The sequence below is a fragment of the Ruegeria sp. I1 genome (assembly GCF_056532675.1).
The window spans coordinates 160368-174512 of sequence record NZ_JBQFNM010000003.1 but is presented as its reverse complement, the minus strand read 5'-3'; the positions used below and the strand labels follow the sequence as shown (position 1 = coordinate 174512).

Annotated in this window: 12 protein-coding genes; 6 read left to right on the top strand and 6 right to left on the bottom strand. The window is 57.9% G+C overall.

From position 1 onward, the window contains the following. Positions 1-25: 25 nt before the first annotated feature. Genes ACR0DH_RS07440 through ACR0DH_RS07425 form a run of 4 tightly spaced genes read left to right on the top strand, consistent with a single transcriptional unit; the run spans position 26 to position 6279 of the window. Positions 26-3133, top strand: coding sequence for an ABC transporter transmembrane domain-containing protein (locus ACR0DH_RS07440; protein WP_480548030.1), 3108 nt, complete (start codon positions 26-28; stop codon positions 3131-3133). Further along, positions 3123-4016 (top strand): CPBP family intramembrane glutamic endopeptidase, encoded by an 894-nt coding sequence (locus ACR0DH_RS07435; RefSeq protein WP_480548029.1) that lies wholly within the window; start codon positions 3123-3125, stop codon positions 4014-4016. Before ACR0DH_RS07440 ends, ACR0DH_RS07435 begins: the two co-directional genes overlap by 11 nt. 59 nt (positions 4017-4075) lie before the next feature. Further along, the gene (gene accD / locus ACR0DH_RS07430; RefSeq protein ID WP_480548028.1) at positions 4076-5008 is read left to right on the top strand and encodes an acetyl-CoA carboxylase, carboxyltransferase subunit beta; all 933 of its coding nucleotides are present in this window, start codon (positions 4076-4078) and stop codon (positions 5006-5008) included. After that, positions 5005-6279, top strand: coding sequence for a bifunctional folylpolyglutamate synthase/dihydrofolate synthase (locus ACR0DH_RS07425; protein ID WP_480548027.1), 1275 nt, complete (start codon positions 5005-5007; stop codon positions 6277-6279). The genes accD and ACR0DH_RS07425 overlap by 4 nt, the downstream gene beginning before the upstream one ends. A gap of 76 nt (positions 6280-6355) precedes the next feature. Here the strand turns inward: ACR0DH_RS07425 and zapE are convergent, their stop codons facing one another. Continuing rightward, the gene (gene zapE / locus ACR0DH_RS07420; protein WP_480548026.1) at positions 6356-7414 is read right to left on the bottom strand and encodes a cell division protein ZapE; all 1059 of its coding nucleotides are present in this window, start codon (positions 7412-7414) and stop codon (positions 6356-6358) included. A 153-nt stretch (positions 7415-7567) separates the two neighbouring features. On the opposite strand from zapE, the gene ACR0DH_RS07415 reads away from it, so the two are divergent. After that, positions 7568-8809 (top strand): MFS transporter, encoded by a 1242-nt coding sequence (locus ACR0DH_RS07415; RefSeq protein WP_480548025.1) that lies wholly within the window; start codon positions 7568-7570, stop codon positions 8807-8809. Here the strand turns inward: ACR0DH_RS07415 and ACR0DH_RS07410 are convergent. From ACR0DH_RS07410 to ACR0DH_RS07390, 5 genes are all read right to left on the bottom strand, one after another. After that, a complete protein-coding gene (locus ACR0DH_RS07410; RefSeq protein WP_480548024.1) occupies positions 8806-9426 on the bottom strand; it encodes an HAD family hydrolase in 621 nt (206 codons plus the stop codon). The two genes, ACR0DH_RS07415 and ACR0DH_RS07410, sit on opposite strands and share 4 nt — an antisense overlap. 141 nt (positions 9427-9567) lie before the next feature. Then, positions 9568-10023: a YaiI/YqxD family protein gene (locus ACR0DH_RS07405; RefSeq protein ID WP_480548023.1), complete on the bottom strand. Its 456-nt coding sequence runs from the start codon at positions 10021-10023 to the stop codon at positions 9568-9570. Then, the gene (gene sthA / locus ACR0DH_RS07400; RefSeq protein ID WP_480548022.1) at positions 10020-11468 is read right to left on the bottom strand and encodes a Si-specific NAD(P)(+) transhydrogenase; all 1449 of its coding nucleotides are present in this window, start codon (positions 11466-11468) and stop codon (positions 10020-10022) included. Before sthA ends, ACR0DH_RS07405 begins: the two co-directional genes overlap by 4 nt. Before the next feature lie 3 nt (positions 11469-11471). Next, a complete protein-coding gene (fghA, locus tag ACR0DH_RS07395; RefSeq protein ID WP_480548021.1) occupies positions 11472-12305 on the bottom strand; it encodes an S-formylglutathione hydrolase in 834 nt (277 codons plus the stop codon). Between the two features lie 102 nt (positions 12306-12407). Then, positions 12408-13337, bottom strand: coding sequence for an AEC family transporter (locus ACR0DH_RS07390; RefSeq protein WP_480544005.1), 930 nt, complete (start codon positions 13335-13337; stop codon positions 12408-12410). 187 nt (positions 13338-13524) lie between these two features. Between ACR0DH_RS07390 and ACR0DH_RS07385 the strand changes: the two genes are divergently transcribed. After that, positions 13525-14142, top strand: coding sequence for a TetR/AcrR family transcriptional regulator (locus ACR0DH_RS07385; RefSeq protein WP_170534794.1), 618 nt, complete (start codon positions 13525-13527; stop codon positions 14140-14142). Positions 14143-14145: the final 3 nt, after the last annotated feature.

Sequence of the window (14145 nt, the reverse complement as noted above, 5' to 3'; positions counted from 1 at the left end):
GATTAAGCACAGATAAGGCCAGTTCATGGAACCCACTCTGTTTTCATTCATATGGAAATATTCGAAAAAGCAGCAGCTTGTGCTGTTGGGTTTGACGGTTCTGTCCTTTCCGTTTCTCTACGCTTCGCTTGAGCTGCCCAAGCAGATTATTAACGATGCTATCGGTGCGCCTGGCGATACGGTTGCCGTCTGGGGGATCACATTCACCCAGGTGCAGTATCTGCTGATCCTGTGTTTCGCCTTTCTGGCCACAGTCATCGCCAGCGGTGTGATGAAAATGCGGATCAACACGATGAAGGGGGTTCTGGCCGAACGGATGCTGCGACGCCTGCGATTCACTCTGATCAACAGGTCGATGCGCTTTCCCAAATCGTATTTCGCGACCACCAGCCAGGGAGAGCTGGTGTCGATGATCACATCCGAGGCCGAACCGATGGGCGGACTGATGGGCGATGCCATTGCCCAGCCCGTGTTCCAGTTTGGTCAGATGATGACCATCGTGACATTCCTGTTCATGCAAAGCGTCTGGTTCGGGCTGGCCAGCATTGCGCTGATCCCGTTGCAGGCGTGGCTGATCCCCAAGCTGCAACGCCAGATCAACCTGCTGAACAAGGACCGCATTCAGGAGGTGCGCAGCCTGAGTTCTGAGATCGGCGAAAGTGCCGCGGGGATCAGTGATCTGCGGACCAATGGCGGCTGGCGCTATCGTCTGGCGCAATTCAGCCATCGGTTGGGCACCTTGTTCGAGATCCGGTTCAAGATCTACAACAAGAAATTCTTTATGAAGTTTCTCAACAATCTGATCACTCAGATGACGCCGTTTCTGTTTTATTCCGTCGGCGGCTATCTGGCGATCAAAGGCGAGATCACGGTAGGTGCCCTGGTCGCGGCGCTTGGGGCTTACAAAGACCTGAGCGGCCCGTGGAAGGATCTGTTGACCTATTACAACCAGGTGCAGGATATGTCGCTGCGCTGGGAAATCGTGACTGAGCGATTTGCCCCGGATAACATGATCCCAGAGGAGCTATTCGAGGGTGAACCCGAGACGGTCCCGCATTTGGATGGCGATATTGAGTTGCGCAATGTGACTGTGCGGGATGGGGACGGCAAAACCATTCTTGAAGACCTTGACCTGAAGATCCCGAAAGGTGCGCGAGTGGCGATTCAGTCGACCAATTCGGCGGAGCGTACAGCGCTTGGCCAATTGATGACGCGAGAGGTGCTGCCAGTTCAGGGTGAGGTGATCATGGCCGGGCATGATCTGCGCAATCTGCATCAGGCGGTGATTGCCGCGCGCATCGGCTATGCCTATTCGCGACCCTATCTGTTTGACGGCACGTTGGGCGACAACCTGATGATGCCGCTGCGAACGCATCCGCAGATTGATGAGGCTGGTGTAAAGGCCCCGACCCGCCGACAGATCGAATCTGCGCGTTCGGGCAATCCGACAGATCTGCTGAGCGATGAGTGGATTGATCCCGGTTTAGCAGGGCTGGACGATATCGACGATATCCGCGACTGGTGGTTCCAACTGGTTGAGGCGATGGGTATTGACGAGTTCATGTTCCGCCGAACGCTAGGGTCGTCGTTTGACCCGAAACTGCATCCGAACCTGGCGCAAGACATCGTCAATCTGCGGGATACGATTGCGACGCGTCTGCGCGAAAAAGGCTTGGACAAGTATGTCCACCGGTTTGATCCGGAACAGTTCAACCCAACCGTTCCGCTGGGTGGAAACCTGCTATATGCCGCACCGACCCGCCAGATTTCACCCGAAAGTCTAGCCAATGACGGGCATTTTCTGTCGATGCTTCGGGCGCATGATCTGGCAGAGGACGCGCTGAATATCTCGAACGCCGTGCTGGATACGCTCAGCCGTACCTTCGGCCGGGATGGCACGGATCACCCGTTGTTCCTGCGGTTGGGTATGAGCAAGGAAATGTATCACCGCTGGTTGGACATAGATGAACGCCGCAAGGCCAAGGGCGACGCGGGGCTCAGCGATGAAGAACAGGCCCTGCTGCTGACCGTTCCCTTCCTGTTGACCGCCGAACAAATTGGCTCGGATTTCCCGGACGAGTACAAGGATAAGATTCTTGCAATTCGGCAGGGTCAGGCCGAACAGCTACGTGGGGCGATGAACGGGATGTTTGTCCCGCTGTCTCCTGACACATATTTCCCGATACTGCCCGTGTTGGTGAATGCGCTATACGGCCGTGTCTCGGTAACGGCGGGCGCGCATCTGGATGAGATTGAGGATGTAGTCGCAGAAGCCATGAACGAGGCTGGTCTCAGACGCCGGGCTGCTGCGATCATCTATGATCTGCCAGCCGGTCTGGGCGGCAACAATCTGGCCACGGTCTTTCAGGAACGCGCGGCTTTTTCCCGGGCTGGCATCAAGCGGCCGGATGTTCTGATCCTGGACAAGGCGCTGGCCAGCCACGATTCCGAAAGCCGCCTGCGGACACGGTTGAAACTGCGCGAGTTGCTGCCCGACTCAATCATGATCTTCATGGAAGATCACTTCGCGCATCCCGAAGCCTATGACCTGTTCATCGAGATCAAAGATGGCCGGATCGATGGCGTCTCACGCACACAAACAAAGCATGAGGAAAGTACCTCGGCGGATCTAAGCCGCAAGCTCGAGATCATTTCTTCGACCGAGCTGTTTTCTGGCATCGATGCGCGTAACCAGCGCCTGTTGGCGTTTTCCGCGCAATGGTTTGATGTGGCGGCGGGGCAGCAGATATTCTCGCGCGGGCAGGCTGCTGATGCGGCCTATCTGTGCATCAAAGGCACGGCCAATCTGAACTGGGTCGATGACGAGGGCGGCAGTCGTACCATTTCGGTCGTTGAATCCGGGCGCCTGATCGGGGACTTATCCATTATCACAGGCGAACCCCGTCAGCTGGACCTGACTGCGGTGTCAGACTGTACGTTCCTGCGTATCGGCGCCGAGGAACTGCGCGCAGTCATTGAAAACGATGCAACCGTTGCAGTTCAATTGTTGCAAACGGTTGCGGGCTATCTGACCACGCTGGCGACGCGGATCAACACAGCCCGGACCCCTTCGGAAATCTTCCCGGAGGTGCCTCAGGCAATTTCGGACGAAAGCGTTGCCAATGACGCCTGAGCCCGGCGCGTATGCAGCCCATGAGGCACTGGTCGCTGAGGCACGTGCCCGGCCTGAGCTATGGCGGTTTTTGGCCGGTCTAGTCATCGTCGCTGCGCTTTACATGGCGCTGAATTCGGTGATCTTTGCACTCATCGCCGGCCTGATCCCGCCTGCGCAGGCCGAAGGGTTCTTTCGCGGATCGACTGCGGCAGGCACGTTGTTATTGCTGGTCAGCTTCGGGTTTTTGATCGTGGGTGTCGCGGCGGCGGCGCGGGTGATGCAGCACCGATCTCTAGGTCACATCCTTGGGTCACGCAATTTGGCCCTACAGCAGTTTGGGCGTGTGTTTCTGGCCCTATTGATATTGGGGTTGGTGATGTTTGCTTTGCCACCCTATGGGATGGGCGAGCCGCTGATCCAAAACCTGGCACTGCCAGTCTGGCTGATCCTGCTGCCCCTCGCTGCTTGTGCAGTTTTAATTCAAACCAGCGCCGAAGAGATCCTGTTTCGCGGCTACATTCAGCAATCGCTGGCGGCCAGATTCCAATCGCCCCTTATCTGGATGGGCGTGCCCTCGGCCCTGTTTGCAGCAGGCCACTATGCCCCCGAATTGGCCGGGGACAACGCACTCATCGTGGCTGTCTGGTCCTGTGTGTTTGGCCTTCTGGCCTCAGACCTGACAGCGCGATCTGGCACATTGGGTCCGGCCATCGCCTTGCATTTTTTCAACAATCTCATCGCGCTCGTGTTTATCTCGTTGCCGGATTCGCTGAGCGGTTTGGCGCTCTACCTGCTGCCTTTTGAGATGTCAGAGACCGATATGCTGCGCCAATGGCTGTTCGTGGATTTCGCAACAATGCTGGTCTGCTGGCTGACTGCGCGGATTGCACTCAGGCGTTGATTGCATTTCCTTCCGTTGCGTCTTATTTGACGTCAAAGCCGCTCTATTAAGGTTCCGATATGAACTGGATCACAAACTACGTCCGCCCCCGGATCAACTCGATCTTCTCGCGCCGCGAGGTGCCCGAAAACCTGTGGCACAAGTGTTCGGAATGCGGAACCATGCTGTTTCACCGTGAGCTGGCAGAAAACCAGAATGTCTGTACTCAGTGCGGCCATCACATGGCGATCACCCCGCGCGACCGGTTTAAGCATCTGTTTGATGGTGGCATTTTCACCGAGGTCGACGTGCCCGCGCCCAAGGACGACCCGCTGCATTTCCGAGATCAGAAGAGATACCCTGATCGCATGAAAGCGGCGCAGAAAAAGACGGGCGAGAAAGAGGCGATGTTGGTCGCCGCTGGTGAAATTGGGCGCACGCCGATTGTGGCGGCTGCGCAGGATTTCTCATTCATGGGCGGATCGATGGGCATGTATGTCGGCAATGCCATCATCGCTGCCGCGCAAGAGGCGGTGAAATTAAAACGCCCGCTGATCCTGTTTTCCGCCGCGGGTGGCGCGCGGATGCAAGAAGGCATCCTGAGCCTGATGCAGATGCCCCGCACCACTGTTGCGGTCGAAATGCTGAAAGAGGCGAACCTGCCTTATATCGTTGTGCTAACCCATCCCACAACAGGCGGGGTGACCGCGTCTTATGCGATGCTGGGTGATGTGCATATCTCCGAACCGAACGCGCTGATCTGTTTCGCCGGGCCGCGCGTGATCGAGCAAACGATCCGCGAAAAATTGCCCGAAGGATTCCAGCGCGCCGAATATCTTCTGGACCACGGCATGCTGGACCGCGTGACCAAACGAACCGAGATGCGAGACGAGCTAATCACCATCACCCGGATGCTGATGAACCAACCCCCGGCGATCCGGGGTGATTTGCCCGCGCCGGAGCCGGAAGAGGCCGCCGTGGACGCGCCTGCTGACGATACGGATCAGAAATGACCCCCCAAACATCTGACGCTATCCTCGACCGGATGATGGCGCTGCACCCCAAGATCATCGACCTGACCTTGGATCGTGTCTGGCGTTTGCTGGATGCGCTGGACAATCCGCAAGCCAAACTGCCACCCGTGATCCATATCGCGGGCACCAATGGCAAGGGCTCGACCCAGGCCATGATCCGGGCCGGTCTCGAAGGGGTGGGGCTGTTGGTTCATGCCTATACCTCGCCGCATCTGGCGCGGTTTCACGAACGGATCCGTTTGGCGGGAGAGCTTATCTCGGAACACAATCTGACGGCCGTGCTGGATGAATGCTATGCGGCCAATGGTGGCGCGGACATCACCTATTTCGAAATCACCACCTGCGCGGCCCTTTTGGCTTTTGCCCGCGCGCAGGCCGACTACACGCTGCTTGAGGTCGGACTGGGCGGACGTCTTGACGCGACCAACGTGATCGATGCTCCTGCGATGACGGTGATCACGCCGGTCTCCATCGACCATGAACAATTCCTGGGCAACACGCTGGCTAAGATCGCGGCTGAAAAGGCCGGAATCATCAAACGCGGTGTGCCTTGCGTCGTTGGTCCGCAACCGGAAGAAGCGATGGAGGTCATTGAACAGACCGCTGCCCGCCTCGGCGCGCCGCTGATCGCCTATGGCCAGCACTGGCATGTGGCCGAAGAAAACGGACGCCTGATCTATCAGGACGAAACCGGCCTGCGTGACCTGCCGCTGCCCAACCTTCTGGGTGCGCATCAGATTCAGAACGCTGGCGCGGCGCTGGCCGTTCTGCGGCACCTCAACCTGGGCGATGCCGCCTACGAGGCCGCTGTCACCCGCGCCGAATGGCCCGCGCGCATGCAGCGGCTGAAAACGGGCCCTCTGGTTCAGGCCGCGCCGCAAGCCGAGCTGTGGCTGGATGGCGGCCACAACGCCGCTGCTGGTATCGCACTGGCTGATGTGCTGTCGAACCTGCCAAAGCGGCCGACCCATATGATCTGCGGCATGCTGAACACCAAGGATGTCACCGGATACCTTGCGCCGCTGGCCACCCAGGCGAACAGCCTGACCGCCGTGTCGATTCCCGGTGAAACGGCAACTCTCAGCGCGGAAGACACCGCCGCTGCCGCCGCGAAGGTCAATCTGCACGCCACAACCGCCGCTAACGTTGGTGATGCACTCAGTTCCATCTTAGCTCAGGACCCACAGGCCCGCGTGCTGATCTGTGGGTCGCTCTACCTTGCTGGCCATATCCTGCGCGAAAACGGCTAAGGGCATCCGCCCGCAGGGCTTCATCTGGCCAAAAATATTCCGGGGGAACCGCCAAAGGCGGTGGGGGCAGAGCCCCCTAAACGCCCCAGTCTTCCGCCTGCATCTCCCGCAGGCGCGAGGCGGTGCGCTCGAATTCAAACGTCCCTTCACCTTCGACATACAGCATCTCTGGCTCTGCTGCGGCAGAACAGATCAACCGCACCCGCGCTTCATAGAGCGCATCGATCAGAGTAACAAAGCGCTTGGCTTCGTTGAAATTGTTCCGCGACAGACGCGGGATGTCTTCCAGCACCAAAACCTTCACCGTTTCGGCAATCGACAGATAATCCGCAGGTCCCAGCATCCGGCCGCACAGATCATAAAAGGTCGCTCTGGCAATTCCGTTGCGGAACTGAGGCAGCTCAACCGCGCGCCCATTGACCTGCAGCACCAAGGGATCGGCCGGACCGCCAGCCAGATCAGCCCAGACCGCGCGAATACTCTGGCGGGCTTCGGGGCCAATCGGGGTGAAATAGACCGGAGCGCCTTCCAACCGGTTCTGCCGATAATCGGTGGGTGAGACCAGCTCCCACACCTGCAGCTGTTCTTTGATATGCGCGATAAACGGCAGGAACAGCTGTCGGTTCAGCCCGTCCTTGTACAAATCATCCGGATGCCGGTTCGATGTCGTTACGACCACCACACCGCCTGCATGCAACATGTCGAACAAACGCCCAACGATCATCGCATCGGTGATGTCGGTGATCTGCATCTCATCAAAGGCCAGCAACCGGACGGATTTGACCACATCTTGCGCCACCGGTGCCAGCGCATCCTCAACACCGTCCTTGCGCGCTTTGTGCATACCTGCGTGGATTTCCTGCATGAAGGCATGAAAGTGAACGCGGCGCGCGGGAATGTCCTGCAAACTGTCGACGAACATATCCATCAACATGGATTTTCCACGCCCAACACCGCCCCACAGGTACAACCCTTTGGGCGCGGGCGGTGCTTTGCGAAACAAACCACGCTTTACAGGTGCTGCAAGCGCTGCACGGATCCGTTCGAAATGCGGCAGCACGGCCTCTTGCGCATCGTCGCGGGTCAGCTCGCCGGCGTCGATCCGGGTGTCATAAAGCGAGATCAAATCCGTCATAGGTCAGAGCCTTACCGATGAGACGGCGACTTGAAAAGCAGCCACTTCGGCTCATACATCAAAATTCCTTATCCTCGACCGCAAATCTGTTGAATTGACGGTCAGAGTGAATCCTGTACCGTCGGCGAACGCTTTATGGACCGGGGCCTCCCAATGCCGCATTCTGCCCGCCTAATAAATCCAATCCTGATCGTCGGATGTATCATCATCACGGTCAGTTTCGCTGTGCGCGCCTCGTTCGGGGTGTTCCAGATCCCGATCGCGGATGAGTTCGGCTGGCTGCGCACTGATTTCTCACTTGCGATAGCGATTCAGAACCTTGCTTGGGGCATCGGGCAACCGATCTTTGCCGCGATTGCCGAAAAGGTTGGGGATCGTAAGGCGATTATTCTGGGTGCGCTGACCTATGCGGCCGGTATGGTTCTGTCGGCCTGGTCGATCACGCCGCTTGGGCATCAGATGTATGCGTGGCTGGTGGGATTTGGCATCGCAGGCACGGGATTTGGCGTGGTTCTTGCGGTGGTTGGTCGGGCCTCATCAGACAAGAACCGGTCCATGTCTTTGGCGATTGTAACTGCGGCTGGCAGCTTCGGCCAGGTGATCGGCGCACCAACCGCCGAATGGCTTCTCACCTTCTTGCCCTGGCAACAGGTCTTCATCGTTTTCGCCATCGCGATCCTTGCCCTTGTGCTGACACTGCCCTTCATGCGCGCACCGCAGCCGGTCAGCAAAGCCGAGCTTGAGGAAAGCATGAGCCAGATTCTTGGAAAAGCGTTCCGAGATCCGTCTTATGCGCTGATCTTTCTGGGCTTTTTCAGCTGCGGTTATCAACTGGCGTTCATCACCGCCCATTTTCCTGCCTTCGTGACCGAGATGTGCGGCCCGATCCAACCCGGAGGCGTCCTGCACTCCCTGGGTATCACCACCACGTCCGCCTTGGGTGCGGTTGCGATTTCGTTGGTAGGTTTAGCCAATATCGGCGGCACGCTACTGGCCGGTTGGGCGGGCAATCATTTCCCCAAGAAATACCTGCTGGCCGCCATCTACACAGCTAGAACCGTCGCGGCTGCGGCGTTCATTCTCATGCCGATCACGCCGACTTCGGTGATCATCTTCTCAATCGTCATGGGGTCACTGTGGCTCGCCACGGTGCCTCTAACCTCGGGTCTTGTCGCACACCTCTACGGCTTGCGCTACATGGGCACGCTTTACGGTTTCATCTTCCTCAGCCACCAGATCGGAGGGTTCCTCGGCGTCTGGTTGGGCGGACGGATGTACGATGTCTATGGTGACTACACAATGGTCTGGTGGATCGGCGTCGCGGTCGGAGCCTTCAGCGCCATTGTCCACCTGCCGATCCGTGAGAACCGTAGTGCGACACCCGCTCCGGCTTAGCGGGCTTCATCGACGGTCAACAAACCCTCTGCCACCAGTCGATCTGCCCAGCCGTCCGGGCCTTTGAAGTGATGCGTCTGCCATCCACGCCCGCGTGCCGTTTCGATATTGTCGATCCGATCATCTGCAAACAAAAGTGACGCGGGCGGCAGGCCACAATCCGCTTCGACCTGCTCATAGATCGGAACATGAGGCTTCACCATCTTCATCCGGCCCGAGACATATTGCCGGTCAAACTCGTTTAGAAATGGGTAGACGGTGGTGGCATAATCGAAATTTTGCACCCCGAAATTCGTTAATGCGAACACCGGCACGCCTTTGGCACGCAACGCCCGCTGCAACCGGACCGAATGTGGAATCTCAGGCGCAGCAAGCTCGATCCATTTGTCGTGCCACATACGGATCTCATTGCGCCATTCGGGGTATTTCTCGGCCCAGTCGTAGATCGTATCTGTGAAGTGATGACCCTGATCCACCAGATCGTTCATGCCGTGCAAATCAACCTCTTCGAACATGGCCCGACGGCGATCTTCGCCGATCACGCGATCATAATAGCGCTCGGGCTGCCATTCGATCAGGACATTGCCGATATCAAAGATGACCGCTTGAATGGACATGTCGTGATCCTGTGCTGAGTTCCTGCTGCGCAGACTGAACCAAGCCAAGCGCTCAAATTCAAGCACCAACCGCAGCGCGCAGCGCTGCCTGGTCCAACCGGAGAAGATGCATCTGGGATGCGTCGCCGCCGGGCGGGAGCCTTATGCCCGTTTTGCAGCCCTGAGTTCCCGTTCCAGCGCATCCAGAAATCGGGACCGATCCACTTTGCCAAAGGGTTTGCCACCGCCGCCTGTACCCAAAGGGTTAGCCGCGCGCAGATCGGCCATCAGGTCGCGCATGGCCAATTGCTGGCCAATATTGGCGGCTGTGAAGGCCTCACCATTGGGGCGTAGCACGCGGGCCCCGGCGTCAACACATTTTGCGGCCAGCGGGATGTCGGAGGTCACCACCACATCGCCCGGCCCGCAACGCTCGGCAATCCATTTGTCGGCTTCATCGGCCCCTTCTGAGACGATGACCACCTGCACCAACGGGTTTGCCGAAGGCCGCAGCCCGCCATTCGAGACCAGCGCCATCGGTACTTTGTGGCGGGTTGCGACCCGCTCGGCCTCGGCCTTCACCGGGCAGGCATCGCCATCGATGTAGAGCGTTGTCACGCCTTCTTGGCCTCTTTTGCCGGAGGTTTCTTCTTCACCTTGAATTCTTCCGGGATCGGCATCCGGTTGAACGCGTCCAGACCGGCGATCTTGTAGGCTTCGGCCAGCGTTGGGTAGTTGAAGGTGTTCTGCACGAAGTAGTCAACTGTGCCTTTCAGGTTCAGCACAGCCTGAGCGATATGAATTAACTCGGTCGCGCCTTCGCCGACAATCTGAACGCCCAGAACCCGGCGGGTTTTCAGCGAGAACAGCATTTTCAGCATGCCATGCTCCAACCCCATAATATGCCCACGCGAGGTTTCGCGGAATCGCGCCACGCCAACCTCGTAGGGAATGCCGCGCTCCTGCAATTCCTCTTCGGACATGCCACAGGTGGAAATCTCGGGCACCGAGTAGATGCCATAAGGGTACCAGGGGCTTTCCGGCAGGGTCGGCGTTTCCAGCGCATGGCACGCGGCGACACGGCCCTGCTGCAGCGAGGTCGAGGCCAGTGACGGATGCCCGATCACGTCACCTGTTGCATAGATATGTGGCACGTCGGTTTGATAGGATTTGCGATCCACGTTGATCCGGTTGCGATGATCTGTCTCCAGCCCGACCGCGTCCAGATTCAGGGCAGAAGTTGCGCCCATGCGACCGGCGGCAAACAGCAGCATTTCGGCCCGAACATGGCGACCGTTGTCCAGCGTGACCTCGACATGTTCACCCGCATCCTCGATTGTCTCAACAGCAGAGCCGAGGCGCAGATCGACACCGTTTTCGCGTATCTGATGGGTGAATTCATGGATCAGGCGGCTGTCAATGAAATCCAGGAAACTGTCGCGTGGTTCGATCAACGTGACCCGTACGTCCAGGGCCGAGAACATGGTCGCGTATTCCACGCCGATCACCCCGGCACCGATCACGATCAGTGAGCGTGGAATCTCTGCCATTTCCAGAAAATCATCGCCATCCACAACGGTCTTGCCGTTGAACGGTACATAGTCGGGGCGATAGGTCTTGGTTCCGGTCGCGATCAGGAATTTGGCTGCAGTCAGGCGGGTTTTTTCGCCCGCATCCGTCGCGACTTCGATCTCGTGCGGGCCAGTGAATGTTGCCAGCCCGTTCAGGGTTTCCACATGGTTGCGGTTGAACTGATGTTCCAACACGTCAACTTCATGATCCAGTGTCATGTGCAGACGCGCCTTAAGGTCCTCGGCGCGGATCTGGTCTTTGACCCGGTAGGAACGACCGTAGAAACTGCGTTCACGCCAACCAGAGAGGTTCAGCACGGTTTCGCGCAGGGTCTTGGATGGGATCGTGCCCGTGTGGACCGAAACACCACCAAGCCGGTCTTTGCGGTCGATCACCAGCACACGACGCTTCAGCTTACCTGCCTGGATTGCCGCAGACCGCCCCGAAGGGCCCGACCCAATGATGATCAGGTCGTAGTCATATTTGCTCATGCGTTACTCTCCGTACAGCGCTTCGGCGTGGAAGGTAATGTGGTCTTCCATAAAGGTAGAGACAAAGAAATAGGAATGATCATAGCCCGCTTGCAGGCGATAGGTGGCCTGCTGGCGGCGTTCTGCAATCGCAGTGGCCAAAGCTTCGGGGCGCAGCAGATCAATGAATTGGTCATTTGCGCCTGTGTCGATCAGGATCGGGCCGTCAAACCCAACCTCTTTCATCATCAGGGATGCATCGTGCTTTTTCCAAAGCCCTTCATCCTCACCCAGATAAGCAGCCAGCTGTTTGCGACCCCAATCCGCACCGGTTGGGTTCGAGATCGGTGCAAAGGCTGAAACCGAGCGGAACCGTCCCGGAAGGTTCATCGCCAGCGTCAGGGCACCATGGCCACCCATTGAGTGACCGGTGATGGCCTGACGATCCATGTCGATGGCGAAGTTCTCGGCCAGAAGGGCGGGCAGTTCCTCGGCTACGTAGTCCCACATGTTGAAATGCGGGGCCCATGGGGATTGCGTTGCATTCACATAGAACCCGGCGCCCTGACCCAGATCGTAGTCTTCGTGATCGGCCACGGCTTCGCCACGGGGCGAGGTGTCAGGGAAGATAACTGCAATCCCTTGCTCGGCTGCCCAGGCCTGTGCCCCGGCTTTGGTCATCGCGTTTTCATGGGTGCAGGTCAGGCCGGATAGATACCACAGGATCGGAACCGGGCCGTCCTTTGCCTCGGCTGGAAGGAACAGGCCAAAGGTCATATCACATTGGCAAGCTGTTGACGCATGGCGATAGACGCCTTGCACGCCACCGAAACAGGCGTTCTCCGAAACGGTTTCCATCTGGTCTTATCCTCGCATTAGGGTCGGCTAAGGGCTAACGATCCAAGGGCTTCACGTAAAGCCCGGGTGCGTTCGGCGCACGTATTTTTTAAAGGATGAAAATCAGAGCGCAGTGACCCAAGCAATTACAAGCGGTACGGTCAGGATGCTGGCTACGGTCGACAACAGGATCGCTGCCGAGGCGCGATGGGGTGCGACGCCATAATGGGCGGCCAGCATGTAGACATTGCCCGCCACTGGCAGGGCGGCGGCGGCAATTGCTACGGCAGCCGGGAACGTGTCGATGGGCACCAGCCAGAGTACCGCAATCGCGACGCAGGCCGGGTGGACTACCAGTTTACAAAAGCTCAACCAGGCAGCGACCTGAATGCGCTCGGCAGATTTGCCAGCCAGAGACGCCCCGATTGCAAACAGCGCGCCGGGCGTTGCCGCGCCGCCCAGAATGGTTAGAAAATCGTTCAACGGACCTGGGACTGGTACCTGAAAGGCGGACCATATCAGACCGGCGGAAATCGACACGATCATGGGATTCTTGAGCAGCCCTACTCCAATCAGGTGCAGAGTGGCTGGGGTCAGTTTACCATCTCGCCCCCCATTGATCAGGATCACGATGAGCGAGGAAAACACCACAAGATCAACGGCCAGAACCAACATTACCGGTCCAATAGCAGCTTCGGTCAGCAGTAACGCCAGCATCGGCAGGCCCAGAAACCCGACATTGCCGATTGCGGCGCATTGTGCCTCGACCGCTGCTGTGGGGATGTCCAACCCTCGGAACCAGGCGATCAAGGTCGCAATCAGATAAACGGCCAGCGTCCCGATCAGATAGCCAATGATCAGGCGACCATTGAAGATCTCAGCAAATGGCAGGGTCGCGGCAAAGCGAAACAGCATCGCCGAGAGGGCAAAGAAGAACACAAATTTGGTCAGATAAGCCGTGGCTTCGGCGCTGAAAAACCGGCTGCGTCCGGCCCAATAGCCCAGGCCGATGATCGCAAAGAAGGGCAGGGTGCGCAGAAAGATCTCGACCATGGCCTGTCCTAACATGGTTTCGGCCCGTCGCAAGTACGGACATTTGGTTTGCCGCCCTTAGTGAAGCGGGTCGTGCAAGGAAGTGTTTCAACAGAATTGTGAGGTCAATTCACTTGAGCATGCCGAGAATCCTTGTATCTAAACTGAACGGTTTATAAACTCGGAGCACATCAGACTAGGAGACGACATGACCCAGACCGCTACGATCCTGCGCACAGGCCGAAAATTTGAACAGGTTCTGAGCGGGGCCCGAGAGGTTTTTATGGCGGATGGGTTTGAAGGGGCCAGTGTGGATGATATCGCTCGGGCGGCGGGCGTATCAAAGGCAACGCTGTACAGCTATTTTCCCGATAAGCGCCTGCTGTTTGTCGAAGTGGCGCAGACCGAGTGCAGCCGGATGGCAGAGCGCGTTATCGCCATGGTCGATGAGACCAAACCCGTACGTGAGGTTCTGACGATTGCGGCAACTCAGTTGGTCAGCTTTTTTGTTTCCGATTTCAACCAACAGGTCTTCCGGGTCTGCGTTGCTGAACGTGATCGTTTCCCTGAATTGGGCCGGGCGTTTTATGAGGCCGGGCCACAAAACGGGCAACGCAGGATGGCCGAGTATCTGGATAAGGCTGTGGCCAAGGGCGAGCTGGCGATCGAGGATATTCAGATTGCCGCAGAACAGTTTGCTGAACTATGTAAGGTACGCTTGTGGCTGCGTGCCGCTTTCGGGATCCAGAAAGAGTTCAGTCAGGACGAGATTGATGAGGTTGCATTGCACGCGGTCGATATGTTCCTTGCGCGCTACGGAGCCTGAAAG

Excerpts from the sequence above, each read along its gene's own strand:
- fghA (WP_480548021.1), bottom strand. The coding sequence starts at position 12,305 with ATGGAAACCGTTTCGGAGAACGCCTGTTTCGGTGGCGTGCAAGGCGTC.
- zapE (WP_480548026.1), bottom strand. The coding sequence starts at position 7,414 with ATGACGGATTTGATCTCGCTTTATGACACCCGGATCGACGCCGGCGAG.
- ACR0DH_RS07390 (WP_480544005.1), bottom strand. The coding sequence starts at position 13,337 with ATGGTCGAGATCTTTCTGCGCACCCTGCCCTTCTTTGCGATCATCGGC.
- accD (WP_480548028.1), top strand. The coding sequence starts at position 4,076 with ATGAACTGGATCACAAACTACGTCCGCCCCCGGATCAACTCGATCTTC.
- ACR0DH_RS07440 (WP_480548030.1), top strand. The coding sequence starts at position 26 with ATGGAACCCACTCTGTTTTCATTCATATGGAAATATTCGAAAAAGCAG.
- sthA (WP_480548022.1), bottom strand. The coding sequence starts at position 11,468 with ATGAGCAAATATGACTACGACCTGATCATCATTGGGTCGGGCCCTTCG.
- ACR0DH_RS07410 (WP_480548024.1), bottom strand. The coding sequence starts at position 9,426 with ATGTCCATTCAAGCGGTCATCTTTGATATCGGCAATGTCCTGATCGAA.
- ACR0DH_RS07415 (WP_480548025.1), top strand. The coding sequence starts at position 7,568 with ATGCCGCATTCTGCCCGCCTAATAAATCCAATCCTGATCGTCGGATGT.
- ACR0DH_RS07425 (WP_480548027.1), top strand. The coding sequence starts at position 5,005 with ATGACCCCCCAAACATCTGACGCTATCCTCGACCGGATGATGGCGCTG.
- ACR0DH_RS07385 (WP_170534794.1), top strand. The coding sequence starts at position 13,525 with ATGACCCAGACCGCTACGATCCTGCGCACAGGCCGAAAATTTGAACAG.
- ACR0DH_RS07435 (WP_480548029.1), top strand. The coding sequence starts at position 3,123 with ATGACGCCTGAGCCCGGCGCGTATGCAGCCCATGAGGCACTGGTCGCT.